The organism is Wolbachia endosymbiont (group A) of Ophion costatus (assembly GCF_963969245.1).
GTDB lineage: Bacteria > Pseudomonadota > Alphaproteobacteria > Rickettsiales > Anaplasmataceae > Wolbachia > Wolbachia pipientis.
This window is the reverse complement of sequence record NZ_OZ017714.1, coordinates 520,245-547,050: the sequence shown is the minus strand read 5'-3', so window position 1 is coordinate 547,050 and position 26,806 is coordinate 520,245. Positions and strand designations below refer to the sequence as shown.

Annotated in this window: 24 protein-coding genes and 2 pseudogenes; 8 read left to right on the top strand and 18 right to left on the bottom strand. The window is 35.4% G+C overall.

Annotation, left to right across the window (positions count from 1 at the left end):
* Positions 1-4 precede the first annotated feature (4 nt).
* The gene (gene ispG, locus AACH21_RS02765; RefSeq protein WP_338482732.1) at positions 5-1,285 is read left to right on the top strand and encodes a flavodoxin-dependent (E)-4-hydroxy-3-methylbut-2-enyl-diphosphate synthase; all 1,281 of its coding nucleotides are present in this window, start codon (positions 5-7) and stop codon (positions 1,283-1,285) included.
* Between the two features lie 14 nt (positions 1,286-1,299).
* Here the strand turns inward: ispG and AACH21_RS02760 are convergent, their stop codons facing one another.
* From AACH21_RS02760 to AACH21_RS02730, 7 genes are all read right to left on the bottom strand, one after another.
* Entirely contained in the window at positions 1,300-1,770 is a 471-nt protein-coding gene (locus AACH21_RS02760) for a hypothetical protein (RefSeq protein WP_077188515.1), read from the bottom strand.
* Positions 1,763-1,888 carry a hypothetical protein gene (locus AACH21_RS02755; protein ID WP_338482731.1) on the bottom strand — a complete coding sequence of 42 codons (126 nt, stop codon included), beginning with the start codon at positions 1,886-1,888 and terminating at the stop codon, positions 1,763-1,765. The genes AACH21_RS02760 and AACH21_RS02755 overlap by 8 nt, the downstream gene beginning before the upstream one ends.
* Before the next feature lie 33 nt (positions 1,889-1,921).
* Positions 1,922-2,878: an IS5 family transposase gene (locus tag AACH21_RS02750; protein WP_338482730.1), complete on the bottom strand. Its 957-nt coding sequence runs from the start codon at positions 2,876-2,878 to the stop codon at positions 1,922-1,924.
* A 197-nt stretch (positions 2,879-3,075) separates the two neighbouring features.
* Positions 3,076-5,463, bottom strand: a complete 2,388-nt coding sequence (gene gyrB, locus AACH21_RS02745) for a DNA topoisomerase (ATP-hydrolyzing) subunit B (protein WP_338482729.1) — start codon at positions 5,461-5,463, stop codon at positions 3,076-3,078.
* Between the two features lie 208 nt (positions 5,464-5,671).
* On the bottom strand, positions 5,672-6,280 hold the full coding sequence (locus AACH21_RS02740; RefSeq protein WP_236514420.1) for an SCO family protein: 609 nt from the start codon (positions 6,278-6,280) through the stop codon (positions 5,672-5,674).
* Positions 6,281-6,324: 44 nt separating this feature from the next.
* Positions 6,325-7,020, bottom strand: coding sequence for a DNA polymerase III subunit epsilon (gene dnaQ, locus AACH21_RS02735; RefSeq protein ID WP_338482728.1), 696 nt, complete (start codon positions 7,018-7,020; stop codon positions 6,325-6,327).
* A 17-nt stretch (positions 7,021-7,037) separates the two neighbouring features.
* Positions 7,038-7,688 carry a Tim44/TimA family putative adaptor protein gene (locus AACH21_RS02730; protein WP_338482727.1) on the bottom strand — a complete coding sequence of 217 codons (651 nt, stop codon included), beginning with the start codon at positions 7,686-7,688 and terminating at the stop codon, positions 7,038-7,040.
* A gap of 164 nt (positions 7,689-7,852) precedes the next feature.
* On the opposite strand from AACH21_RS02730, the gene secB reads away from it, so the two are divergent.
* From secB to putA, 3 genes are all read left to right on the top strand, one after another.
* The gene (gene secB / locus AACH21_RS02725; protein ID WP_006279761.1) at positions 7,853-8,356 is read left to right on the top strand and encodes a protein-export chaperone SecB; all 504 of its coding nucleotides are present in this window, start codon (positions 7,853-7,855) and stop codon (positions 8,354-8,356) included.
* Positions 8,357-8,370: 14 nt separating this feature from the next.
* Positions 8,371-10,956: an aconitate hydratase AcnA gene (gene acnA / locus AACH21_RS02720; protein ID WP_236514421.1), complete on the top strand. Its 2,586-nt coding sequence runs from the start codon at positions 8,371-8,373 to the stop codon at positions 10,954-10,956.
* Positions 10,957-11,090: 134 nt separating this feature from the next.
* Positions 11,091-14,231, top strand: a complete 3,141-nt coding sequence (gene putA / locus AACH21_RS02715) for a bifunctional proline dehydrogenase/L-glutamate gamma-semialdehyde dehydrogenase PutA (RefSeq protein WP_338482726.1) — start codon at positions 11,091-11,093, stop codon at positions 14,229-14,231.
* 141 nt (positions 14,232-14,372) lie between these two features.
* Here the strand turns inward: putA and AACH21_RS02710 are convergent.
* The 8 genes and pseudogenes from AACH21_RS02710 to AACH21_RS02675 all read right to left on the bottom strand — a co-directional run bounded on the left by AACH21_RS02710 (position 14,373) and on the right by AACH21_RS02675 (position 21,795).
* Positions 14,373-15,508: pseudogene (locus AACH21_RS02710) on the bottom strand (transposase).
* A gap of 266 nt (positions 15,509-15,774) precedes the next feature.
* Positions 15,775-16,119, bottom strand: coding sequence for a DMT family transporter (locus AACH21_RS02705; RefSeq protein WP_006279756.1), 345 nt, complete (start codon positions 16,117-16,119; stop codon positions 15,775-15,777).
* 16 nt (positions 16,120-16,135) lie between these two features.
* Positions 16,136-16,450, bottom strand: a complete 315-nt coding sequence (locus AACH21_RS02700) for a DMT family transporter (RefSeq protein ID WP_006279755.1) — start codon at positions 16,448-16,450, stop codon at positions 16,136-16,138.
* A 99-nt stretch (positions 16,451-16,549) separates the two neighbouring features.
* Positions 16,550-17,656: a D-alanyl-D-alanine carboxypeptidase family protein gene (locus AACH21_RS02695; protein WP_006279754.1), complete on the bottom strand. Its 1,107-nt coding sequence runs from the start codon at positions 17,654-17,656 to the stop codon at positions 16,550-16,552.
* 713 nt (positions 17,657-18,369) lie between these two features.
* Positions 18,370-19,128, bottom strand: coding sequence for a cell division protein FtsQ/DivIB (locus AACH21_RS02690; RefSeq protein ID WP_006279753.1), 759 nt, complete (start codon positions 19,126-19,128; stop codon positions 18,370-18,372).
* Positions 19,109-20,128, bottom strand: a complete 1,020-nt coding sequence (locus tag AACH21_RS02685; RefSeq protein WP_049973618.1) for a D-alanine--D-alanine ligase — start codon at positions 20,126-20,128, stop codon at positions 19,109-19,111. The genes AACH21_RS02690 and AACH21_RS02685 overlap by 20 nt, the downstream gene beginning before the upstream one ends.
* Before the next feature lie 60 nt (positions 20,129-20,188).
* Positions 20,189-21,232, bottom strand: a complete 1,044-nt coding sequence (locus AACH21_RS02680; RefSeq protein WP_049973617.1) for an RDD family protein — start codon at positions 21,230-21,232, stop codon at positions 20,189-20,191.
* A gap of 188 nt (positions 21,233-21,420) precedes the next feature.
* Positions 21,421-21,795, bottom strand: a complete 375-nt coding sequence (locus tag AACH21_RS02675) for a ferredoxin family protein (RefSeq protein WP_077188509.1) — start codon at positions 21,793-21,795, stop codon at positions 21,421-21,423.
* Positions 21,796-21,856: 61 nt separating this feature from the next.
* Here AACH21_RS02675 and AACH21_RS02670 point away from each other — a divergent pair.
* The 3 genes and pseudogenes from AACH21_RS02670 to AACH21_RS02660 form a co-directional block, all read left to right on the top strand.
* Positions 21,857-22,432: pseudogene (locus AACH21_RS02670) on the top strand (DNA-processing protein DprA); the annotation flags it as partial.
* Positions 22,433-22,490: 58 nt separating this feature from the next.
* Positions 22,491-23,323, top strand: a protein-coding gene (locus tag AACH21_RS02665; protein ID WP_338482219.1) for an IS5-like element ISWpi1 family transposase whose coding sequence is annotated in 2 segments (ribosomal slippage) — positions 22,491-22,860 and positions 22,860-23,323 — 834 coding nt in all. Because the reading frame shifts where the segments join, the coding sequence is not laid out codon by codon here.
* A gap of 109 nt (positions 23,324-23,432) precedes the next feature.
* A protein-coding gene (locus AACH21_RS02660) for an IS630 family transposase (protein WP_338482214.1) occupies positions 23,433-24,444 on the top strand; the annotation gives its coding sequence in 2 pieces (ribosomal slippage) (positions 23,433-23,894 and positions 23,896-24,444; 1,011 coding nt in all).
* A 195-nt stretch (positions 24,445-24,639) separates the two neighbouring features.
* On the opposite strand, the gene AACH21_RS02655 is transcribed toward AACH21_RS02660, so the two are convergent.
* The 3 genes from AACH21_RS02655 to AACH21_RS02645 are packed head-to-tail and all read right to left on the bottom strand — an operon-like array spanning position 24,640 to position 26,307.
* Positions 24,640-25,644, bottom strand: a complete 1,005-nt coding sequence (locus AACH21_RS02655) for an Mrp/NBP35 family ATP-binding protein (protein ID WP_338482725.1) — start codon at positions 25,642-25,644, stop codon at positions 24,640-24,642.
* 7 nt (positions 25,645-25,651) lie between these two features.
* Positions 25,652-26,050: a hypothetical protein gene (locus AACH21_RS02650; RefSeq protein ID WP_077188486.1), complete on the bottom strand. Its 399-nt coding sequence runs from the start codon at positions 26,048-26,050 to the stop codon at positions 25,652-25,654.
* Positions 26,047-26,307, bottom strand: a complete 261-nt coding sequence (locus tag AACH21_RS02645; RefSeq protein WP_151808131.1) for an HNH endonuclease signature motif containing protein — start codon at positions 26,305-26,307, stop codon at positions 26,047-26,049. The genes AACH21_RS02650 and AACH21_RS02645 overlap by 4 nt, the downstream gene beginning before the upstream one ends.
* Before the next feature lie 217 nt (positions 26,308-26,524).
* Here AACH21_RS02645 and AACH21_RS02640 point away from each other — a divergent pair, with 217 nt between their 5' ends.
* Positions 26,525-26,788: a transposase gene (locus tag AACH21_RS02640; RefSeq protein ID WP_317051380.1), complete on the top strand. Its 264-nt coding sequence runs from the start codon at positions 26,525-26,527 to the stop codon at positions 26,786-26,788.
* The last annotated feature ends 18 nt before the right edge of the window (positions 26,789-26,806 follow it).

The window sequence follows — 26,806 nt, the reverse complement described above, 5'->3', positions numbered from 1 at the left end:
TAATATGCTAGATACAGACCTGATATTGAATGACGATGCATGTGAATTATCGCCAATTTCCAGGCACAAAACTCATGTTGTAGAAGTTGGAAAAGTAAAGATAGGCGGAAATAATCCTGTAGTTGTACAATCTATGGCGCTTGGTGTGCATATAGATTCTGATAATATAAAAAGTAGCGCAAAACATTATGCAAAAGAGATAACAGAACTAGCGCGTACAGGTTCAGAATTGGTGCGAATTGCCTTGAACTCAGAGGAGGTAGCAAGAGCAATACCTTATATAGTAGAAGAGATAAATAAAGAAGGTTTTGACGGTAAAATATTGGTAGGCTGCGGTCAATATGAGCTAGATAAATTAGTTCAAGATTATCCAGACAACATCAAAATGCTGGGTAAAATTAGAATCAATCCAGGCAATATAGGCTTTGGCGACAAACGTGATGAGAAGTTTGAAAGGGTGATAGAGTATGCAATAATGCACGATCTTCCGGTTAGAATTGGGGTAAATTGGGGTAGTCTTGATAAATACCTTTTGCAAAAATTGATGGATGAAAACTCTTCGCTTAGTAATTCAAGGCCTTCTGATGTTATACTGCGCAAAGCACTTGTAATGTCTGCTCTTGATAGTGCAAAAAAAGCTGAAGGAATTGGTCTAAATTCAAACAAAATAATCATTTCATGTAAAGTTAGCAAAGTGCAAGATTTAATTTTAGTTTATATGGCACTTGCAAAATCTTCCAATTATGCGCTGCATTTGGGTTTAACTGAGGCTGGTATGGGCAATAAAGGTGTGGTAAATACCGCAGCAGGGCTTACTTATTTATTGCAAAATGGCATTGGAGATACAATACGGGCTTCTTTGACTCAACGTCCTGGTGAATCGCGTACTAATGAAGTGGTGGTGTGTCAGGAAATATTGCAGTCTATAGGCTTGCGATACTTTAACCCTCAGGTTAATTCATGTCCTGGTTGTGGGCGCACGAGCAGCGATCGTTTTCGTATATTAACTGAAGAAGTGAATGGCTATATAAAAACTCATATGCCGATGTGGAAGAAAAAAAATCCAGGTGTAGAGCATATGAACATTGCTGTTATGGGATGCATAGTAAATGGTCCTGGAGAAAGCAAACACGCAAATTTGGGAATCAGCTTACCTGGATATGGAGAAAAACCTGTTTCAGCAGTCTACAAAAACGGCAAATATTTCAAAACTTTACAAGGTGATAATGTCTCTGAAGAATTTAAGGCAATTATTGATAATTATGTGAAGAAACATTACATGTAACCTTTCACGGTTAATTATGACCTTACCCATAAATGGAAGAAGATCTGATAGGCTTTCATATACTTAACTTCAATATTAGCTTTTCTTGATCTCTGGTTTCCACCTTTAGTAACTTCTAGAGAAATTTTCTTTTTTACTGGCAGTTGAGTGATGCGTGTTTGCAAATCTGTTTTTCCGACTTCAGTACAGATAAATCTTCTATTAGCTCGATTGCGGATTACATAAAAACTACCTAACGTCTCAGCCACCCATAAAAATTTGAAGATGTCTGCTTCCCTATCACCAAGGGTAACAAGTTGTACATTTGGAGGAAGGTTGTTTATAGTTTCTTTGAGAGCTGTTATCCACTTATAACTTTCTTTTTCTTCTATGGAGGTACGGTATTTTCTGTTTGCTTTTTCTTGTGCCGTTTCTTCTTCCCTAATAGAACGCGCCCAACATTGTTGGGAAGATAGACCTAAAGGTAATCCGTCTTTGCTAGGCACTATGCAACAGTAAACCCATTTTATGCTTTGTATAAGCTTTAGAAATACTGCCTAGTCTCTTGGTCTTTATATGAGAGTCAAAATCCAAATAACTGGATTCCAGTGGGCTTTGTTGCATCGCTCTTCGGATAGTAGGTAACGTACAATAAATTCATGAAGCTATCTCAAACTTAGCCATGCCTATTTCAGTAAATTTGTTAAGCAAATAACATTTGAGTAGCAGTTCCCTCTCACGATTCATTTCAGATTTGTTCCTAAAACTAAATCCAAATGTCTTTTTTAATCGCGAGAAAAAACCTTCTATATAAGATCTTTTTCCATAACTCATCTCTTTTTTCCACTTCTTTATACCATCTTCATCATATGACTTTATGAGCTTGACTGCAGAATTTCTCTCAGCCATATAGTCTAACTTTGGATGCTCTGCTGCGTTGTTTTTCGGAGGAATTTTCGTTTTTATACCATATTGATTACACAGCTTATAGAGCTTTTCTCTGTCATATGCCCTATCTGCATATAGTACTTTTATGACATACTGAAAATCGACTTCTTTTAGCAAATCACAAGCTCCATAGTGATCAGAGTAGACACCGTTACTGTATTTTACAGCTATGGCTTTTTTGCTGTTTGTATTCAACATTACATGCAATTTTCTTGTCTGTTCATAGCTGCGATACTTTCTATCTTCGCTATTTTCTTTGCTATGACCAGGAGTGTTGTTGTATATACTAATTCCTGTACTGTCTATAGCAATTTCGATATCTTCCATATTATTTTTATCAATTCTGCAATCATTGATCTTAATATTGAGTTTCTTAAACCTTCTTGATGATTGTGAATAGCTGATAACTTGCAAATTTTTCCCAATTTGCTCAAGGTATCCTGCTATAAACCCAACTGTTTGCCTCAGGCCTATTCTAAATAAACAAGTTATTATGTGCACCAAAATTACAACTTTATCGCTATAAATATTGTTGCCACCTGGTATTTTTGGACCATTCTCGTACCACTTTTCTATGGCTTCGTTGATATAATGAAAAATATTTCCTCTTTTTTCTAGAAATTTGTTATATTCGCTATGGTTACTGACCCTCATTTTTTGTGGCATATTTTTTCTTCAACAGTTAAATCGCTATTTATAATGAATTTTGTCAGTAACTGCCAGTTCTTTTCACTTGAGCGATGCAACAAAGCCATTCCAGTGTCAAGCACTGGAATGACACCGTTATAAAGAAACCAGTGTCAGCTACTTGAATGACACAGTCTTTGCTTAAACCCGTAACGTTCGTACATTTTGCTAAAAGTTCAAATATCAACATCATGCACGTTGAGTGCATTGCTATTAATAAAATCACGGCGTGGTTCAACTATATCACCCATTAGTATTGAAAATATGGAATCAGCTTCTTCACAATCTTTTATTTCAACCTTTAGTAAAGTTCTAGCCTCAGGATTTAACGTAGTATCCCATAGCTGATCAGCATTCATTTCACCAAGACCTTTAAATCTCTGCAGAGTTAAACCTTTTTTACCATAGTCCATTATTATTTTTGCAAGCGTACTTGGAGAAGTGATTCTTATTTCAGTTTCTTGTGACTTTAAAAATGAATCACCATTAAATAAATTACTTATACCATCAAGCAAACTTAATATGTTTTGCATATCTTTGCCTTCAAGCATACTAAGTGCAAATATATATTTGTCTGCCAATCCTTGAAACAATTTAGAGATATGAATTTCTTTTTCTTCATCTTTTATTTCCACTTCCCAAGTGTATTCGCTGTACATTAACTTCAAATACTTTAATATCTCATCAGCCGATGATAGAGCATTCTTTTTACTTAAAATTAGCAATGACTCTAAGAGATTTTGTGGTATTTCTCTATCATAATTTTTGCTAATATTAGAAATGCTAACGCATTTATTCAAAATAAGGCGCAAATCGTTAAATTCTGTAGCTGTACTACTTAGTGTTAATCTTTTAACTGCTGAGTTTATTATATACTCTTCAAAAGTTTCGTCATCTTTAATATAAGTGTCTTTAGCATTCTTTGTAACTTTATAGAGGGGTGGCTGTGCTATGTATAAGTAGCCTTTTTCAATAACTTCACGCATGTGTCTAAAAAAGAAAGTCAGAATCAAAGTTCTTATATGTGAACCATCAACATCTGCATCTGTCATGATGATAATTTTATGATATCTAGCTTTTTCAATATCGAAGTGTTCACTCCCTATTCCAGCACCAATTGCAGTAATTAAAGAGCCTATTTCTGCAGATGAAAAAATACGATCTAAACTTACACGTTCTACGTTTAGAATTTTTCCTCTTAAGGCAAGCACTGCTTGTGTTTTACGATTACGCCCCTGCTTTGCAGTACCACCTGCTGAATTACCCTCTACTATAAATAATTCCGATAACTCAGGGGCTTTTTCCTGGCAATCAGCAAGCTTTCCTGGCAGAGTTGCAATATCAATATTGTTTTTGCTTTTAACTAGCTCTCGTGCTTTTCTTGCGGCTTCTCTTCCTTTTGCTGACCTAATTGCTCTTTCTACTATGCTTGCCGCCAATTTGGGATCAGTTTCAAGGATTGTGCTCAATTTATCAGAAACTATACTTTCTACAACTGCACGTGCTTCAGAACTAACTAGTTTATCTTTTGTTTGTGAAGAAAACTTAGGGTCAGGCATCTTGAGAGATAAAACACAAGTTAAACCTTCTCTAACGTCCTCTCCAGTTAAATTTACTTTTGCTTTCTTTAAAAACCCTTCATTAGTTGCATAGTTATTGATACATCTAGTTAGTGCAGATCTAAATCCTGCCAAATGCGTACCACCATCTCGTTGCCGTATATTATTAGTGAAACACAACATATTCTCATAGTAGGAATCATTCCATTCCATCGATATTTCCAAGCTGATGCCAAGATCTTCTGCATCTCCTTTCATACTGGCAATTTTAGTTACATGTGTCTTATTCTTATCTAAATACTGCACAAAATTTGCTGTACCAAAATTGTCTTTAGATTGATTGCTCTGATTGAAATGAGATTCTGTATATGGTTCATTGCGCAGATCACGTAAAGTAATGTCGATATTTAAATTTAAAAATGCTAATTCTCTTATACGACTTTCAAGCGTTGAGTAACTGAAATTAATGCCATTAAAAGTCTCTGTTGATGGCATGAACGTGACTTTAGTTCCTCTTTTGTTTGTATTTTCGTTGACTACCTTTAAAGGTTCAATAGACTCACCATCTTCAAAACGCATAAAGTGTTCTTTCTTATTGCGCCAAATAGTTAATTCCAACCAGCTTGATAATGCATTCACAACTGAGATTCCAACACCATGTAATCCCCCAGAAACCTTATAGGTATTGCTGTCAAATTTACCACCAGCATGGAGTTGAGTCATTATTACCTCTGCTGCTGATATTCCTTCTTCTTCATGAATGTCAGTTGGAATGCCACGACCATTATCAGTTACAGATACTGAACCATCTGCATTTATACTAACTTCAATTTTATCACAATATCCAGCTAAAGACTCATCTATTGCGTTGTCAACAACCTCATATACCATGTGGTGCAAGCCAGATCCATCGTCAGTGTCACCAATGTACATACCTGGACGTTTCCTTACAGCATCAAGACCCCTTAAGATTTTTATTGCATCGGCATTATAACTATTTTCCATGGTATTGCTTCGTTTATGAATGTTAATTAATATTACATTCATATATGCTGATTAGCAACATTTTTAAACTGATAACCCATATTAAAAGCACAATTTTACGAATGTTTATTTTTGAAGACAGCAAATAGTGTCATTCCAATGTGTCTTCCAGGTGGAGATTAAATTATAACGCTCATGCAGTTGCGTAATTAACAGAAGAATCTATAATTCAGTTTACGTATTTTCTGATCTCAGCCAAAATCTTATCAGATTGACTTTCGTCTGAATTTAAATCGGCTGCAAAGTGTGTAACATATTTTCCTCCAGGGCCAATAAGATATATTATCGAAGAATGGTTGATTTCTTCTTCTCCACCAACTTTGCTTGCATATACTTTGTATTTCGCAACTACTTCGTCTATTTTTTCTCTTTCACCAGTTAACATTTGTATTCTGTGGTCAAATTGCTGCTGAAATTCTTTAAGTCTTTCCGTGCTATCGCGCTCAGGATCAACTGTGATAAAAAATGTTTGTAGCTTGTTGTTAGTTTTCTCATCTAACTTTGCAAGTGTTTCTGAAATTATTCCAAGGTTCATAGGGCAAGTTCTTTTGCATGAGGAAAACCCAAAGAAAATCATCATGTATTTATCTTTAAAATCACTACTGCGCAGGATCTGTCCGTCCTGATTAATTAAAGAAAAATCTCCGCCTATCTTAACTTCTGCGTTGTGAATCGCTACTGGGGCAAATATGCCTTTTTTAGTGAAATAACAATAACCTAAAAAAACAACTGCTAATGCTGCTAGCACATTAGATAACAATCTTACAAACCTTACCATTAGAATGCTCTCAGTAAAATTAAATTGTATCTTTATTGGTTGATCTATTCAATACATTTATTCCAAAGTGTATTGTTAATTTTGTCTAACAGTTTCTTATGTTCATCAATTTCTTCACTATTTGGTGAATGTTCTCTGGGAGTTAGATTACGCACTTTATGCTGAACGAATGTAGAGTTACTGTCCTGATTGCATTCATTATCAAACAGAAAGGTTTGTAACCCTCCTGTAAGTTCAACATATACCTTTGCAAGCAATTGAGCATCAACTAGTGCTCCGTGCAATTCTCTATTCTCTAGCGATATATCAAAACGCTTACATAATGCATTCAAAGAAGCAGGTGATCCTGCGAATTTTTTCCTCGCAAGAGGTAATGTATCTAGCACTCTATCTGAGGAAATTAACCCAGCATTCAGCTTGCTTAACTCCATGTTAAGGAACTTAACATCGAATTCAGCGTTGTGAATTACCAAAATATCATTAGATATAAAGTCAAGAAATTCAAGTGCAACATCTGAAAATAATGGTTTATCTTCTAAAAATTCTTCACTAACACCGTGAATCTTAAATGAGTGATAAGGTATATCTCTTTCTGGGTTAAGGTACCGATGGAATACTTTACCTGTTGGAATGCGGTTAATTAATTCCACACACCCTATTTCAATAATTCGATGACCAGATCCAGTGTCAAGACCTGTCGTTTCAGTGTCAAGTACTATTTCGCGTAGCTTGCTTTCCATTTCAAAAAAAACTCATCTTACTTGTCATTTGTCTTATCGTTACTTGTCTTTTTATAGTGAATAGAAACAAGCAACCAGCTTGGGTCTGATGAATTAACATTTTTTTTGAATTGCCATACATCCTCAACTTTATTAATGGTGGATGTACTACCTGATATGATATCCCCTTTATTATTCTTAACGAAGTTAATTTGCTCTGAAAGGAAATATACTGCAATAAACACTGCGTTTTTTACTAGCTTTATTTCTAAAATCTTTTGTGAAACAATAGAAACAATTATAGACTCGTGCACCTCTTTACGATGTTTAATCTTCTCTGCAAAATTATCATATAAGTCTTTATCGAGAAGTGGTTTTAACTGAGACAAATTTCCTTGATTGAAACATTTTATTATTAATTCAAAAGCTATGCTTGAACCTTCTATAAAGTGGGAAATAGAAAAATCTTTGTTTTTTTTTAATATTTGTTTATAAGTAACTTTTATTGAATTTTCATCATTGCTATCAATGTAACCCTCAATGTTTTCTACTACATCTTGTCTACTTCGGCTTACATCCAATACATTAGTTAGCTTTTTTAGGTTGAGGTTGGCTGACCTTCCTAAAGAATTATACAAACGTGAAAAAATGAACGCCGCTAATAAAGCATATATTACAAGCTCTATCATAGTAACTCAACTCCTTGGCATATAAAGTATCCGAACATTATTAATTATTAATGAAAATATGTTTTTCATATCAACTTATAATCAGGTTTGCTATTCGTTTGTAAATGAATATATTATATAAGAAAGTATTAAATATCTCAACTTAATTAAAGGAGACGTAAGAAATGCCACAACAAAAAATGAGAATTCACGGTCAATATGTTAAAGATCTATCATTTGAGAATCCGAATTCGCCATTCCTTTCTTCTAGTAAAGCTCCAGATATTAATGTAATGGTTAATATCAATTCAGCAAAATTAGAAGGGACGAAAAACAAAGAAGAAGTGAATGAAGAAAAATCTTTCCATGAAATTACTTTGCATATAGAAGTCAAAGCAACGGTAAAAGATGAAGGCATAAAAGATGGCGTAGCTTTCATTTGTGAGACGAAATATTGTGGTATTTTTTCAATAGAAAATTTAAAAGAGTTGAGTGAGGAAGAGGTAAGACAAGCTTTGTTTATTGGCGGACCTACTTTTCTTTTCCCTTTTGCAAGAGAAATAATTGCAAGAGTTACAAGTAGTGGTGGATTTCCCCCACTGATGCTAGATCCTATAGATTTTGAAACTATGTATGAGCAGCAAGGTCAACAACAAAAAAGTAACGGTAGTAATTCCAATTTTAACTAATATGATGTAACTTGATGAATAATTCTTTAAACGCAAAAACGACTTTAAACATTGACGGGAAGTCATACAACTATTTTAGCCTAAGTAGTGTTAGTGAATTTTTAGGAATAGATGTGACTAAATTGCCCTGCTCACTTAAGGTTCTGCTTGAAAATTTATTGCGCAATGAAGATGGAGTAAACGTAAAGCTGGATGACATAAGAGTGCTAGCAGACTGCGTTAATAAACACACTAATCACGAAATTAGCTATAAACCAGCAAGGGTGTTGATGCAAGATTTTACAGGGGTTCCTGCTGTTGTTGATCTAGCTTCAATGCGGAGCTATGTTAAGAAAAATGGAGGAAACCCGAGCAACATAAATCCGTCTGTACCGGTTGATCTTGTGATTGACCATTCTGTTCAAGTAGATAGTTATGGAAGTGTTTCCGCATTCAGTAAGAATGTTGAGCTAGAAGTAAAAAGAAATTTGGAGAGATATCAATTTTTAAAGTGGGGGGAATCGTCCTTCACAAATTTTAGAGTAGTGCCGCCTGGCACAGGGATTTGCCACCAAGTGAATCTTGAATATTTAGCGCAAGTTGTGTGTAATAATGATGGAGTCATATATCCTGACACTTTAGTTGGTACTGACAGCCATACTACAATGGTTAACGGATTATCAGTTCTTGGTTGGGGTGTTGGAGGCATAGAAGCTGAGTCTGTGATGCTTGGTCAACCAATTAGTATGGTGATTCCAGAAGTAGTTGGATTTAAATTAATTGGCAGATTGCCGGAAGGAGTAACTGCGACTGATTTAGTGCTGACGGTTACCAATATCCTAAGAACAAAAGGCGTTGTTGGTAAGTTTGTAGAATTTTATGGTGATGGTTTAGATTATTTATCTTTGGCAGATAGAGCCACTATAGCAAACATGGCCCCAGAGTATGGTGCAACTTGTGGGTTTTTTCCAATTGATCAGAAAACACTCGATTATTTACATTTAACAGGGCGACCAGAAAAGCTGATTAAGTTAGTTGAGGCTTATGCGAAAGAGCAAGGATTGTGGCGTGGCAATAATGAGTTAGCATTTTTTGACGCACTAGAACTTGATTTATCGAGCGTGAAGCCAGTAATGGCTGGTCCTAAAAGACCACAAGATAAGGTTTTTCTTTCACAAGTGGCAGAGTCTTTTTCTAAATCATTTTCAGTTAATGAGTCAAAGGAAAGCGATAAACTCCAAGATGGAAGTGTAGTTATTGCAGCAATAACAAGCTGCACTAATACCTCAAATCCAAGTGTGATGATTGCTGCAGGTCTTGTAGCTCGTAATGCAATTAAACTTGGATTAAAATCAAAGCCTTGGGTTAAAACTTCTCTTGCTCCAGGGTCACAAGTTGTAACAGAATATTTAGAAAAGTCTGGATTGCAGGTAGATCTAAATGCTTTGGGTTTTAATCTAGTTGGATATGGTTGCACAACTTGCATTGGGAATTCTGGTCCACTTAATAAAGATATAGAAAATGGCATTAAAAACAAAAACTTAACCGTTGCTGCAGTTTTATCTGGCAATCGTAACTTTGAAGGAAGAATTCATCCGTTAGTCAAAGCTAATTACTTGGCATCTCCGCCACTTGTTGTTGCATATGCACTTGCTGGTACTGTGCAAATTGATCTGACAAAAGATTCAATATGCAAAGATAAGAATGGAAATGATGTCTATCTCAAAGATATATGGCCAACAAACAATGAAATCGAAGATTGTGTTAAAAGTGTGGTAACACGTGAGATGTTCATACAAAAGTATAAGGATGTTTTTTCTGGTGATGAACATTGGCGAAAGATAAAGTGTGAAAAAAGTGAAATCTATAATTGGGATGCAAACAGCACTTACATACAAAATCCGCCTTATTTTGATAACTTATCACCTAAAAATAATAAAATCGATATAAAGGGTGCACAAATATTAGCAATGTTTGGCGATAGCATAACTACTGATCATATTTCCCCTGCGGGAAATATTGCCTCGAGTAGTCCTGCCGGTCTATATTTAAAAGGGCTTGGAATTGAACCACAGGATTTCAATTCATATGGATCTCGTCGTGGTAATCACAATGTAATGATGCGTGGGACTTTTGCTAACATTAGAATAAAAAATGAAATGGTTAGCACCGAAGGTGGATATACAAAATATATTCCTTCTCAAGAAACTATGCCAATTTTTGATGCGGCGATGCGCTACAAGGAAGCTCTCATCATTGTGGCAGGAAAGGAGTATGGCACAGGTTCAAGTAGGGATTGGGCAGCAAAGGGTACTTTATTGTTGGGGATTAAAGTTGTAATTGCAGAAAGCTTTGAGCGTATACATAGGTCCAACTTAGTTGGTATGGGTGTTCTTCCACTTATATTCCAAAATGGAATAACCAGAAAGATATTTGATGGTAGCGAGGTAATAAGCATAAAAGGTGAAATAGTGCCGAGTGGAAATCTAGAATGTATCATCAAAAGAAAGGATAATTCAAGGCAATCAATTCAACTCAAATGCTGTGTACAAACCGCAACTGAGACTAAATACTTGATGTGTGGTGGAGTGTTGAGCTACATACTTGCACAATCTTTTTGATTTAGTGAAGTTATTGCATGGACTTCTTTTAGCCAGCCCTGATCCCTTTGTAAATAGCAATTTGCTCTGCGCAAAGTTATGATATAATTTCACCATACATATGGTGTCGGAGTATTTTTTGGAGATAATTATATATGATAAGCTCTATACAAGAACCTAATGAACTCAGAAAACATTTACAAGGATTTTATCGTACTGATGAAAAGAGTTATATACGTTATCTTGTAGAAAAAGCAGAGCTTTCGGCTGATTCAAAAAATAGAATTTATAATATAGCAAAACAAGTTATTGAAAAAATCAAACACAATAAATTAAGTATTGTAGATTCCTTTATGCAGCAATACTCGCTTTCCAATGATGAAGGAATAGCGCTTATGTGTCTTGCTGAGTCACTACTTAGAATACCAGATGATTATACAATAGACGAGCTAATCAAAGATAAAATTGCCAATCAGGAATGGAATAAATATTTAGGGCTCTCTTCTTCGTTGTTTGTTAATGCTTCCACATGGAGCTTGATGATAGGTAGCAGTATATTGAGAGATAATGAAGGCGATTCGAAGTTCTATTACGCAATTTCTAAGTTACTTAAGAATTTAGGAGAACCGATCATTCGCAAAGCAGTAAAACAAGCAATGTCTATGCTTGGTAATCATTTTGTTGTTGGAGAAACCATAGAAGAAGCTTTAAGGTACGCAAAACTAGATGACAATAGTAAGTTTTTATACTCTTTTGATATGCTTGGCGAAGCTGCTCACACAACTGAGGATGCAGAAGAGTATTTTAATTCATACATGCACTCAATAAAAGCTATAGGTGAATCCACTGAAATAAATGATTGTTTTAAATCCCATGGAATTTCAATCAAACTTTCTGCTTTACACCCACGTTATGAATTTAGTCAATTTGGCCGAATTGCTGGTGAGATATTCACTAAGGTTTTAGAGCTCTGCCGCGAGGCAAAAAAATACAACATTTCACTATGCATAGACGCAGAAGAAACAGAAAGGCTTGAAATTTCCTTAATCTTGTTTGAACAATTACGGCTTGATGAATCACTTTCTGAGTGGGAAGGGCTCGGCTTGGCTGTACAAGCATATCAAAAACGTGCTTTATCTGTTCTTGACTTTGTAGAGGATGTTGCTATTCGATCAAATCATAAAATTATGGTGAGGCTTGTAAAAGGTGCATATTGGGATTCAGAAATCAAGTGTACGCAAGAATTGGGATTAAATGATTACTCAGTATTTACAAGAAAAAGCTATACTGACGTATCTTACCTCGTGTGCGCACAGAAACTTTTGAGTAAACCAAACAGCTTTTACCCATGCTTTGGAACTCATAACGTCTATACTTTTGCCTCTATCATGGAACTTGCTGATAAAAACCACCCTGGATTTGAATTTCAACGCTTACATGGAATGGCAAAAGACTTATATGATTATGCAATGTCAGAGCTTGCAACAAATGTTAGCTGTCGTGTCTACGCACCCGTTGGGGAACATAGTGACTTGTTGCCTTATCTTATAAGACGCCTTCTTGAAAATGGAGCTAATAGTTCGTTTGTTAATCAAATAAGTGATCCTAACGTTAAAATCGATGAGTTAATTTCAGATCCACTGGAAAAAGCTATAAATTTTAATTATGAACCTCATCCAGGCATTCCATTACCACAAGATATTTTGGGACCAGAAAGAAAAAATTCCTTGGGGATGGATATTAGTGATTCTGTGATAGTCTCACAATTTGCAGATGATATAAAGGGTTTTAGTGAAAAAAAGTGGCAAGTTGGACCAATAATTGATGGAAAAGCACTATTTGATAATGCTGAATTTATCGAAGTAGTGAATCCTGCACATTTGGAAAATGTAATTGGAGAAGTGTCAAGTGCAACAAGCGATCAAGCTTTAAACGCTCTTGAAATAGCACATAGTGCTTTTGCTAAGTGGCAGAATGTTTCAGCAGAAGAGCGCGCTAAATGCCTTGAAAAAGCTGCAGATTTGCTTGAGGAAAGGATGAAAGAGTTAATTTACATTCTGATTGTGGAAGCAGGAAAAATTTTATCCGATGCAATAGCAGAAGTAAGAGAGGCAATCGACTTTCTGCGTTATTATGCAATGATAGCAAAAAATGAACTGAGCGACTGGAAAAAATTGCCGGGCCCAACAGGTGAAGATAACTTCATCTTTTTTGAAGGCAGAGGAGTTTTCTTATGCATATCACCGTGGAATTTTCCGCTCGCTATCTTCATTGGGCAGGTCTCAGCTGCACTTGCAGCAGGTAATGCAGTGCTGGCAAAACCGGCAGAGCAAACGCCGATTATTGCCTACGAAGCTGTTAAGATACTACATGAAGCTGGGATACCAAAGAATGTGTTACACCTCATTCCTGGGGATGGTGGATATTTAGGCAAAATATTAGTTCCAGACAATAGAATTGCCGGAGTAGCTTTTACTGGCTCAACACAAACTGCTCAAATAATCAATAAAATGCTTGCAAATAGGGATGGTCCTATTGTGCCACTTATTGCTGAAACAGGAGGGCTCAATGCTATGATAGTTGATAGCTCTGCTCTTTTAGAGCAAGTGGCTATGGATGCTTTGCTTTCTGCGTTTCGTAGCAGTGGTCAACGCTGTTCTGCGCTTAGAGTGCTGTTTATTCAAGAGGACATAGCAGAGAAGCAGATAAAAATGATATGCGGTGCAGCGCAAGAACTCAAGATTGGTGACCCAATACAACTTAGTACTGATATTGGTCCAATAATTGATAAAGCATCTATCGATATGCTCACTCAACATACGCAAAAAATGTCAGAGGATGAAGATTCAAATCTGTTATTTAAAGTACCCATGGATACGAATTCTCATAATGGTTATTTCTTTCCTCCATATATTTATGAGATACAAAAAATTTCGCAATTAAAGCAAGAGGTATTTGGTCCTATTTTACATATCATACGTTTTAACAAGTCACAATTAAATGAAGTTATAAGTGATATAAATAGTACTGGATATGGGCTTACGTTTTCTTTGCAGAGTCGTATACAAAGTCAAATTGACACTATAAGTAAAAAAATATCAGTTGGAAATGTCTACATCAACCGTAACCAGATAGGTGCAGCAGTTGGGATACAACCATTTGGTGGTAGAGGACTATCTGGCACTGGGCCAAAAGCTGGTGGTCCTCATTATTTACAGCGTTTTTCTACAGAAAAAGTTGTAAGTGTTAACACTACAGCATTTGGTGGTAACACTACACTTATGTGTTTGGATTAATTTGCAGGCCCTAATTTTTCTTACCCCTAAACTAGACGTTCGTGCAGTTATGTACACAGCGCTAAAATCCGAAAAGGACCAGCTCATGCACTGAAATAAATCGTATCCGTTCAGCCAATGGCGTCAACTTAAGAACTTTCATTAGCAAACTCTCCTAAAGACATGATGGCGTTTAGGCTTATCTACTTTATTGCGGCTGTCCCGGTCGGATTTTAACTTTAGCGCGTATACTTAAAAAGGGCTTGAAAGTTTTTTGGTGCAATAAGTACCTGATAGAGTTTCTGTCTCATTACACTAAATAAAACTGAAAAATTTAAACGATACTCAGTAATTTGATCTGGGTTCCAAGGCCCTTGTGCATCACATATATGAAGCGATAATATATTGCACATGACCAAGTTTGCCCAAAATTCTTGTAATACAGCCTCTCCAGAAAAATTCTCTAACTCTGCTCCTACTTTGAGTCGTTTCCTCTATGTGCCACCTTAACACATAAGCTTTGCTCCAAAGTCTCGGTCAAAAACTCTGTTTCTCAGTTGGCTAATGTCAGCACTATAACTCTTACTTTCTGTCCTTTCATTTTATTTTTTAGCTTTTCATTTTCTAATATAAAATCAAAATCTAATTCGCCAGCGTTCCCATAGCTTACTATAATTTCTTTTTTGCAAGCGAAAAATAAAATCTACTTCCAAATCATAATGCTGCTGAATGAATTTTACTGAAGACGATCATAGATAAATAATAATTTCTCTTGATTTAATAAACGCATTTGAGTGATAACTTCGGGTAATTGCTCTGCCGCCAACGTTTGTTCACCTATATTCCAAGCTGCAAGACGAGCACTACAAATCAGCGAAGTACACAAATCAACAAACAAATTGCCAATGGTGCCTGTTGTTCCATTTGGTTCAAACTCGGATACAATTTCCCCAGAGCTGGGTAATCTCATACCAGAACCATCTGCTGCAATAAGTCTATAGCCTCTCCAACTCAGGTTCATCCTGATAGGCTGTTTGGATGCTTAAATTCTTGAAAGCCTGTATGGCAAATCTTATACCTTGCTTTAGAAAAAGCTTGCTTTGAGGGTACATGTCAATGGCTCCATAAGTTCACATTCTATTCCCAAACTTTTTTTAACTAACTTTAAAATCATAGAAAATACTGTCGAAAAAGGAAGTTTTCTTGTTCGTGTAAAACTCAACACAATGGATTTTCTGAAAAGTTTTCGAGTATATTGCATTTTTAATTTGTAAGATAAGATCTTTTCCTTTTTGCATGCCTCACCTAAAAAAGACACATTTTAAACTTTTTTGTTGCAATAAAATAGAAACAAAAGTGCTGTCCCTTGCACTCTTTGGATAATTTAATGATAAAAAATTTAGAGAGAAATTTTATACACAATCTCTGACATTTTTCCTTAAGTTGACGCCATTGTGTGAACGGTTACGGTTTCCCGTCTTCACCATGCTATATAGAAAAAAGTCTGGATTCCAATTTGCATGACAATATGGAGTATCTGCTTCTTTCATCCCAGTGGGATCTTTTATTCCATTTTATCAACAGTTTGTTTTGCAGTATCAAACAATTTTAATCCTATAATCCCGAATGTAACTAAAATAAAGCATATTACTTCGAATAAATTAACTGGTTCATCAAATAGGTAAACTCCAAGTATCGAAGCTCCTATAGCGCCCACTCCAGTCCAAATTGCATAGCATACTCCGATAGGTATAGAACGTGTAGCGAGCGAAAGTAAATATGTACTAAGAGCCATGGAGAGTATGCTAATTATTGATGGTACGAGATGAGTAAATCCATAACTATGCTTAAGTGTTATGACCCAGAACACTTCAATTAGTGACGATAAGAGTAAATATATCCAATTCATGCATAAATTTTTAGGTTTAAATAGAGAGCTTTAGCCCTATGGTTCCTATTACAATTAAAACGATACATAAAACTTGATATAAATTAATATTCTCTGTGAAAGTGGTTGCACCAATTATAGTTATTCCAATTGTGCATATTCCAGAGGAAACTGCATAGCATACTCTAATAGGTAGAAAGCATGCTGCAAGAGATAAAAAATAAATGCTAATGATCATAATTACCAATGTTGCAATCGAAGGCACAACTTTAGTAAAACTGTTACTAAACTTTAGTGTTACAGCCCACAGTATCTCTAGGATACTAGACAGCAACAAATATAACCAGCACATTTTCGTAACACTTCAATCTTGTATTGTAACAGAAATTGTTAGTTAAAACTACACTAAAGTGCAATAGATCTCTCTTTCGAAATTGCTTTAATATCAAACTTAAAACAACATCCTAAAAAACTTTTCTACGAAATTCAATTCCTGCACGTCATTTGCTGCATAAAGTGGTGTAGTTTGTTGCTCAATACCTGGTATTTCTACAAAAACTTCGCCCACTTCTTGACCTTTTTTAATGGGTGCAGGTATCATATCTTTATATTCAATACGCACCTTAATTTGGTCATGCAATTTGCGGTTGTAAGTTATGGTAACATCGTTTGCAACTGTAATAGGCACTTTTTTATCTTTTCCATAGAGAACATTTACTTCCTCAACTACGCTATCCTTAGCGAATATTTTCTTGGTGTTAAAATGATTTAAGGAGTATTGTATCAGTCTTTTTGCTTCTTCTATTCGCTCTTTCTCAGTGTTTAAGCCATTTACGACAGCAAAAATTCTCCTATCATTTCGTTTTGCAGATGCTACAATGCCGTAACCACCAGCATTTGTATAACCGGTTTTTAAACCGTCAACCCCAATGTCGTGAAAAAGTAGAAGATTTTTATTCTTTTGTACAATTTCATTATATGTCAAATATTGTTCAGAAAATAAATCATAATATTCAGGAAAATCGGTGAAAATCCTTTTTGCCAGCATTACCAAGTCTTTTGCGTTCATAAAATGATCTTCATCTGGCCACCCGCTTGAGTTGACAAAATGACTGTCATTCAGATTCAAATTTTGTGCAACTTCATTCATTTCAGCCACAAAATTCTCTTCTGATCCTGCAATGCCCTCGGCTAGTGTTATGCAGGCATCATTGCCTGAGACTATTGTAATTCCTTCAAGTAATTCCCTCACCGTAACGGATTGACCTTCTTTCAAAAACATAGAAGAGCCTCTCCTTTCCCACGCTTTTCTACTTACTCGAAATTTATCCTCCATGTGTATTATTCCAGCTTTTAGATAATCGAAGGCTATATATAAAGTCATTAGCTTGCTCATTGAAGATGGGGCCATTTTTTCATCAGAATTATGGTCAAAAATGAATGAGTCTGAAGCTAAATCTAAGACTACTGCTTGCTTTGCTTTGGTTCTAAACTGGTATGAGTATGAAGAAAAAGGAAGTATAAAAACTAATAGCAAAATTACCAATCTGCTTAACATATCTATAATTTTAAATTTACAGTGCACTAATTAATAGTATAATTTTACAGGGGCATTTCAATAGATCTCTTGCATAAAAATTCCTTGACAAAACTCGCCAGCCCCCTTATCATGAAACTGAAGCTATTTATTTATCTTCTCTGTACAGATTAAATGACAAAAAAACTCACGTATCTGGCGTCTCATGTTTAATTTTTTGCACTATGTGCACCTTATGTCTTTATAAAACTTCTAGGTTTTTACCTAATATAAGCTAAAATGCGCTTATAAAGCATTTAAAACATAAAAAAACGCCAACTTAAAAAATGGATAGTGAATAACTAGCTACCCTAGGGTTTCTTTTGCCTTTTTTTCTGTTTAGTAAATTTCTTAAACATTTATGACTAAAGGTTAGTTGCATTAAAAAGCAGCTAAATCGCGGTTATTAAGCGTTTAGAATAAAAAAACGCCATACTTGAAAGTATAATGTAAGTAATTAGCCAACCACGGGGCTTCTTTTGCCTTTTTTTTCGTTTGGTAAATTTCTTAAATATTTATAGCTAAACGACAACCGTCATCCCGCTACGTGTTAGCGGGATCTATGCCAAGAGATACCGTGAATGAATCGCGGTATGACGTAGGATTGCTGTCATTCCGCTGCTTGTTAACGGCTGAATACCGCGAATGAATCGCGGTATGACGGTTAAGTATCCCGCTGCTTGGATGACAGCAGATCACCTCTTCACAAAGATTTTATCAGTAATACGCATATCAATAATACTCCAATCGCTGAAAGTAAAATCAGTTGTATTTTGCAAGTGGTTTAAATATTCCCATGCACTATAAGGGTTATCTTCAGGCAGTTTTACTGTGGAATCGTTATCAAGTATGATATTCCATCTTCTATTCCCTATATAAGCAAAAGAAGAAATGTGGTCACTTAATTGAGTTTTACTCTCTAACACATCTCTAACAAATTCTAGGTTTGATAACGAGTTTTGTCCTGTAATTACAACAAGATCATCTACTGGATAGTTATCTACGATCACTTTGCCTTCGAAATCAATTACCGAGGTTTTGTTATTATCTTTCCAGAGAGCAAACGGTTTATGCTCATCTATATTAATGCGTAGAGTATTGGGCAAAATTCTGTGAACTCTTACGTGTTTTATCCACCTGCTTACGGATTGTATGTTACCGGCAAGTTTTGAAAGTGATATATACAGGATAGGTTGCGTTCTATCTGTCAAACTTAGAATATCCTTTTTGTTTGTAAATTTATTGCCGCTCACGACTACTTCGTCGATTGAAAATCCACTACTGAGTAATAAACTAGATAGGCAGTCATTATACCAAGTAAAGTAGTAATTAAATCGATTTATTATTTTATCAAGTGAGCTGTAAAGTATTAGCGTAAGAAAAAGTGCTGTGATAATAACCAAGGCACACTTACGCAAAAAACTCCTTTGGCTTCTAGTAATACTGCTCAACATGACTTAAATCCCTAATATTTTTGTGCTGCAAACTATCTTCAATAATAATTTTAACTAATTCATTAAAATTGATTCCTTTTGCCAATTTTGCAATTTCTGGCACTAACGATAACTCAGTAAAGCCAGGATGTGTATTAATCTCAAGCATTTTTAAAGTGTTATTCTTGGGATTATAACGAAAGTCTGAGCGGGAAATAGTTTTGCATCCTAAAAATTGATGAACTTTCAGTGCGTGTTCCAAGGTCATTTTATATATATTGTCAGGAATTTCAGCAGGAAATATATGTTCTGCAAATCCATCTGTATACTTTGCTTCATAATCATAGAATTTATTTTTTGGTCGTATTTCCATAGTGCCAATTGCTTCATCCAGCAATACAGCAGTATGTAACTCTATGCCCGGTATGTATTCTTCTACGATCATCAAATCTTTTGTCATAGAAGTAGCTCCTTCCTTGTCATCCAAGTAGCCAGATACTGTTTTTTTTTCCTGGTCACGCGCTGGAATGACATCAAATTTCAGTTTTAAATAATCCTCATGTGAGGAAACAATATGTACTCCGATGCTAGAGCCTTCATTAATTGGTTTTAAGACGTACGGATAATCAATTTTAATATTATTTTTTAGTAGATCTTCTCGGCTAATTACATAACCTTTTGGAGTATCAATACTAAGGGACCAAAATATATGCTTTGACATTGCCTTGTTCATAGCAACAGCAGAAGCCATAACTCCTGAGTGTGTATATTTTATACCTAAGATTTCCAATAAACCTTGAATGCAGCCATCTTCACCATAAGGTCCATGCAGAGCGATAAAAGCAAGGCCCGGATTAATTTTTTTAAGCTTTTCAGCAATGTTGCTGTCAACATCTATTTCTATTGCATTATATGAAAGGCTATCAAGTGCCTTCTTTACTGCTCTTCCACTCATAAGTGATATTTCTCTCTCACAAGAAAATCCACCACTTAAAATTGCTATAGTTGGAACCATGGGCACTCTTAGAAGAACCTTATTAATTATAACTACATATATGAACCTTGTAAACAGAAGGGAAAGTTAGCTTGGAGGTTTATAATCTACTGCCACTGTCTTTGCAATTTTATCATGAAGAAACTGCTTGCGTTGGTCAAATATTGCACATATGAAAATTAGTATTGTGGTCATAAAGATTAAGCCTAATAAAGGATCAAACCACCATTCAGAGGTATACTTATCAAAAAATTTCCTTCTCGTGATGAATATGGGGAAGCAAATAACTTCAAATGAAATATGCCTAACTATTGCTTGCACTAGAGTAACATTTTCAAGTGTATTTGCATCTTTGATATTAATACCGCATAACAATTGTCCTGGAGTACCACCAAATCTTCTTATCATGAATACTCCGAATACTATCGATAGCAAAAAAGATAAGCAAATACGTATAATTAATAATTTAGGTCTAGCAATGTGAAAAACCACTCTTACAAGAATCAAACAGAATAAAGGAATTCCCTTAATAATAAGACTGTCAATAATATGCGCTAACACACGCCTAGTTATTCCCACATATACATAGTTTAATTTTGGGTAGCATGCTTCAGACCTATAATCCATTACTACTGTTTTTGTAATTTTGTCGTAGAAAAGCTGCTTGCGCTTATCAAATATTGCAAACATTAGAACCAATATTGGTAAAATAAAAAACCACTCAGAAATGTAGGTGGGTACCCACAAAAGTGCCTTGAGAGTGCTTCTCATCACTACTTGCATTAAAGCAGCGTTTTTAAGTGTGTTTGCATCTTTTATGTATATACCAAGTAGCAACTTTCCTGGAGTCCAACCAAGTCTTGTTATCATTAATACTTCCAATGCTATATATACTAAATCTTTCAATAATATATCTAAGTCTTCTAATATTTCATATCGCTCTGATATAAGGTCACTATTAGTGTCAATATCAGGAAAGACATAATTAAAAACATCGGCAAGGGGCTCTCCTGATAATATGAATAAAATTAATAAATAAAATAATGAATAACAGACTAGGAATATAATTTGGTCAACTATATAAGCTGCAGCACGCTTAGTTATTCCCGCATATTTTACTTTAATATCCATTTTATACCCCATATGATCCGTCTAATGTACCTATTAACAGTTAAATAGCAGTAAAATTGCTGTATTACTATTTGTATTCTCAAGTAAACTAGTTATGCTATCAAGGACATAAACAATACAGCCACTTTCAGCAATGCAAAACAATAATTGTGAGATACAAGAGAAATTTTCTTTTTCCTTCAGTAGCATTATTCTAAATTTTCGTCAAAATAAGCTGTTTTATCCTTTTTTTCCTTATACTCTTCTGCAGTATAGAGAGGTTGCTTCTTAGCTGTGATATTTGGCCATTTTTGTGAGTATTCTACGTTTATGTTGTAAAATGATTTGAAGATTTTTTGTTCACTGTTCAGTAACTCTTCATCTAGTTCTAAAATATCTTTTATGGAATCATCAGTTACAATTGCATCTACTGGACACTCAGGTATGCACACTCCGCAATCAATACATTCATCTGGGTTAATCACGAGCATGTTTTTACCTTCATAGAAGCAGTCAACGGGACATACTTCCACACAGTCCGTATATTTACATTTTATGCATTTATCTGTAACAAAATGCGTCATAAAACACTGTATATTTGCATTATCTTGGGTACACTAAATTGATAAGAAATTCAAGCCTTTTATGAAGATAAATAAATTGAACAACAAAGAATTAGAAGTATGGTTAAGCTTGGCTAGAACTATAGGACCAACAAAGTTTTTTAGTATACTAAGAACACATGGATCGCTAGATGAGGTGCTAAAATATCTCAATAGGGTGGCTAATAATAAGGTGTATGGCATTCAAGATGCACGAGAAGAAATCAATAATGCAGAAAGAATTGGAGCTAAAATTATACCCGCATGTGACCCAGATTACCCTGATCTTTTAAGAAATATCTCTAGTTGTCCTCCTGTAATAACTGCGCTTGGTGATATATCATTATTAAGCCGTGAGATAATTGCAATAATCGGTGGGCGTAACTCTTCAATGAATGGAAGAAATTTTGCCAATAAGTTGGCACTTGATTTAAGCGAAGCTGGTTTTGTTATCGTTTCTGGACTTGCAAAAGGAATCGATACTGCAGCAAACAGTGTAATATACAAAAATCATCCCACTATTGCTGTTACAGCAAGCGGAATTGATGTGGTGTACCCAAAAGAAAATTTTGATCTATACAAAAAAATCACCGAGAATGGTGGATTAGTAGTTACTGAGAGGTTGTCCGGAAACAAGTAAAAGGCTATAATATCTGAAATTTTAGTACGGGGTAAAGATGAGAAAAAAGTATCCAACAGATCTAAGCGAAAGGGAATGGGCAAGAATAGAAAAACACTTCAGAGTATCATACAAGAAAGGAGGAAGGCCGCCAAAGTATAGCAAAAGAGAAATATTAGAAGCAATTTTCTATGTATTGCGTACAGGGTGTCAATGGCGGTATTTACCAAATGATTTTCCGCTATGGAAGACTGTGTATGAGCAGTTCAGGCAATGGAAGAAGCAGGGAATTTTTGAGAAAATGAATTATGAAATTACAAAATATAGTAGAAGAAAAATAGGAAGGAATGAGCAGCCGAGTGCCTGTATAGTAGATAGTCAATCTGTAAAGACTACAGAAAAGGGGGGATCAAAGGCTATGATGGAAGTAAAAAAGTAAAGGGTAGAAAAAGGCATATAATTACAGACACTCAGGGTTTTATACTAGGTTGTTACGTAGGCGCTGCTAACGAAAATGATAGAGATGGTATTAAAATAGCATTAAACAATATGAGAACAAAATATACTAAAGTTAAAAAAATGTGGGCTGACATGGGATACCAAGGAAGAAATTTAAAGAATCACACAAAGGAAGAATATGACATAGATATTGAAATTGTTACAAGGCCTCCATGTAGATTTTGGGTGCACAAAGATACGCCACCTGAGCTACTACCAACAAGAGAACAAGGGTTTAAAGTACAGCCAAGAAGATGGGTTGTAGAAAGGACTTTTGCTTGGGTTAATAGGAATAGAAGGCTATCGAAGGAGTATGATTTACTCACAACATCCACTGAGAATTTCATATACCTAGCTATGAGTAGGGTTATGTTAAAGAGGGAATATGCTTGAATTTACTAGTTTCCGGACAACCTCTAATACCAATTCCCATTACAGGGCAAACAGATGGACAATGATGGAAGAAAAGCCATACTGAAGTAAGTAAAATAGCGAGGTTTAAATGGCATTAAGATCAAAATTATTGGATGAAAAAGTAGTAGAATCAGCAAAAGAAATGCTGAAGAAAGTAAGGAATAATGCATATGTTTCAAAAAAACTAAATGCTGTAATTGCAGCAAAAAAGTACAGTATAACGGCTGTAGCAAAAATATATTGCATTTCAAGAAGCGCACTAACTTCGTGGGTAAAACTCTTGAAAATTGGCAGAGAAGAAAAACTGTTTGCTCCTTCACAACGTCGTAGAAAAACTAAATTAAATCAGGCTCAACTACAGCAAATTGAAGAGTGGATAGAAGAAAATCCTAATATCACCATTAAAGAAATGAGAATAAGAATCCAGGAAAAGTTCGGATTAAATATCAGCAAATCTACAGTACACCGCCATATGCAAAAGATGAAATTCTCATATATTACACCAAGACCAGTTCATAATGGACAAGATAAAAGCAAACAAGAGGAATTCAAAAAAAAATCTCAATGGAGCTATTAGCAAGTATCCAGAAAAAGAGCTATTTTTCTTTGATGAATCACGGTTTGGCACACATTCAAAAGTTGGACATGTGTGGTTTAAAAAGGGGATTAGAACACAGGTTAAAACAAAATTAGGTAGGCAAAATTTCTATCTCTATAGTGCAGTTAATCCTAGAAATGGAGAGAGTTCTAGCTTATTTGCACCAAATGTCAACACTGATTGCATGAACATATTTCTTGAGCAAATTTCGCAATATCTAGAAACACGAGAGGCTTTTCTCGTTATGGACTGTGCTAGTTGGCATAGGTCAAAAAATTTAAAGGTACCTAAAAATATCGACATTATATACCTACCTCCATACTCACCTGAGCTAAATCCTGTTGAGAGGCTTTGGTTATATATAAAACAGAACATTTTGCGCAATAAAATATACGATACAATTGCTCTACTTGAGGGTGCTTTGTGCAAATTTATTACTTCTCTTGCCAGCTCCACAATTAAACAACTCTGCAATGTTTCCTATTTGACTGGACAACAATGAGAATTGGTATTAGCCTTTCATAAGTAGCGATGCAACAAAGCCCACTGGGATCCATTCTTCTTTTTTTCTGGATTCCAGCGTCACGCGCTGGAATGACAAAAGCTGCTAATTTTTCATGTAAATAATGGTTATGCAAGCAGTCTATTTTGTAACTAACAAAAGAGGACTTTGATTCGCATGTTTCTCACGCTTATTCTATTGTTTAACTATACTTTGAGCAATGTCTTCATAAATCTCTGCCAAATCCTGACTTAGCATTAAAGGATTTCCGCAATCAGAAGCATGGCATATTTGTGGATCTAGAGGAACTCTGCCTAGAAGTTTGATGCCCAGCTCCTCAGACATTTTTTTTGCACCGTCTTTTCCAAATATGTATATTTTTGAGCCGCTTTGAATGAAATAACTCATATTTTCTACAATGCCAATAACCGGTACGCTGAGCTTTGTAAACATATCATAAATTTTGCGAGCATCGATTAAAGAGAGCTCCTGTGGAGTTGAAACTATTATCGCCCCAGTTAAGTTAAAATTTTCCATAAGACTTAAATGCACATCGCCAGTTCCAGGTGGTGTATCAATTATCAAATACTCTATATCGGACCATTTTGTTCCCATTAGCAGACTATAAAGTGCTTTTGTAATCATAGGTCCGCGCCATATTGCTGCACGATCTTTATCGATAAAATAGCCAATTGAAATAGTATGCAGTCCATACTTTTCTATAGGCATTGCTTTACTATCCTGTATTTCTGGCTTTAATTTTTCAGCGCCAAGCATTTTAGGAATTGAAGGACCATATATATCTGCATCAACCAGCGCAACTTTATGTTTCAACTTTGCTAATGAGAGAGCAAGATTTAGCGCAACTGTGGACTTGCCCACACCGCCTTTACCAGAGGCTACAACGATTATATTTTTCACTCCTTCGATATGTAATTTAGCTTTTTGTTGCCCAGTTTGTTTTTGACCAGTAGCAACCACGGTCACTTTTGTCACCCCCGGTATAGCTTTAACAGCTTGCTCACAATTTTTTCTTAATTCTTCATTTGCTTGCGTGTTACCGGCAACTTCAAGCACAAAACCAACATCTTGACCTTTAATAATAATTGAGGATATTATGCCAAGAGCGGTCACATCTTTACCGCTTTTTTGCTCTATGACTTTTTTTAAGTTCTCTCTTACAATTTTTTCGTTGATCATTAGCCTTTTAGGTGATTTCTTCCTGAAGTCGTTTAATCTCAGCTTGAGGAAGGCCGGTTGTCTGAGAGATAATATCAATAGAGATGTCAGCCTTAAGTAGGTTTTTTGCTACTTCAATCTTTCCCTCATCAAGTTTTTTAGCGAGGATGCCTTCTTCTTTCCGCAGATCCATTATTCTTTCTTCATATGCTACTAAATCTTTTTCATTCCAGCTAAACCTGTCTAATTCATCGTAGGCTAACTTTATTATTGGTGCTTTTTCTGCTATTTTCCTTAAGTCTTCTTCCGTAGTTTCATCTGCATATTGTTGTCTAAGTGAAGAAGGTCGCCCCTCCTCACTCGACTTCAAAACCGTACGTGAGACTTTGCGCCTCATACGGCTTCTCTCCAATTTGGTGCTTTTCATGCACACCTCCTGTGTAATTCATCGTGACAATGTCCATGTAACAAAGATAAGTTTTTGATCATGTTGTTTCGTCTATTCCGGTCTTTGTGATGTATTTCTATTGTATCATCACTTTTAAACCATAGTCTACAATTATCACATTTACTTTGTTGTAACTTCAATAGTTTTATTACTCTTAATGGCTTATCTGGTATTTTTCTCAGACGTTTACCCCAATATACCCAATCACCATCATATGGAGATCTGGTTTTTTGCACTTTGATATGTCGTTTAATATCATGATCGCTGTGTATAATAAGATGTATCTTGTTACTTGTCATAAAACGCCAGTTATCGTTATTATACTTTTTAAAGTATTTTCTTTTTATCCAGCATTTCCCTTTGTTTGGGTGCCTAAAGACTGACCTTACCCAGAAAAAGTGGAGAGAAAGAAAAGAGTTTTTTTGGGTAAAATAAAATTTTGGAGGATTAGAAATGGCAAGAGAATATACGGCAGAATTCAAATTGGAAGCTGTTAAGCTGGCAAATGAACAAAGAAAGGTAGGTCAAACAATTACAAAAACAGCAAAGGATTTAGGAATAAAGGGTGGTTTATTAGGAAAATGGATAAAGAAACACAACGAAAAAAAGTCGGCAGCAGATGCATTTCCAGGTAGAGGTAACATGGCTCCTTACGACAAAGAGAGGTTTGATTTACAAAGAGAGTTAGCAAGAGTAACAAGGGAAAGAGACATTTAAGAAAAAGCCCTGGCCAGT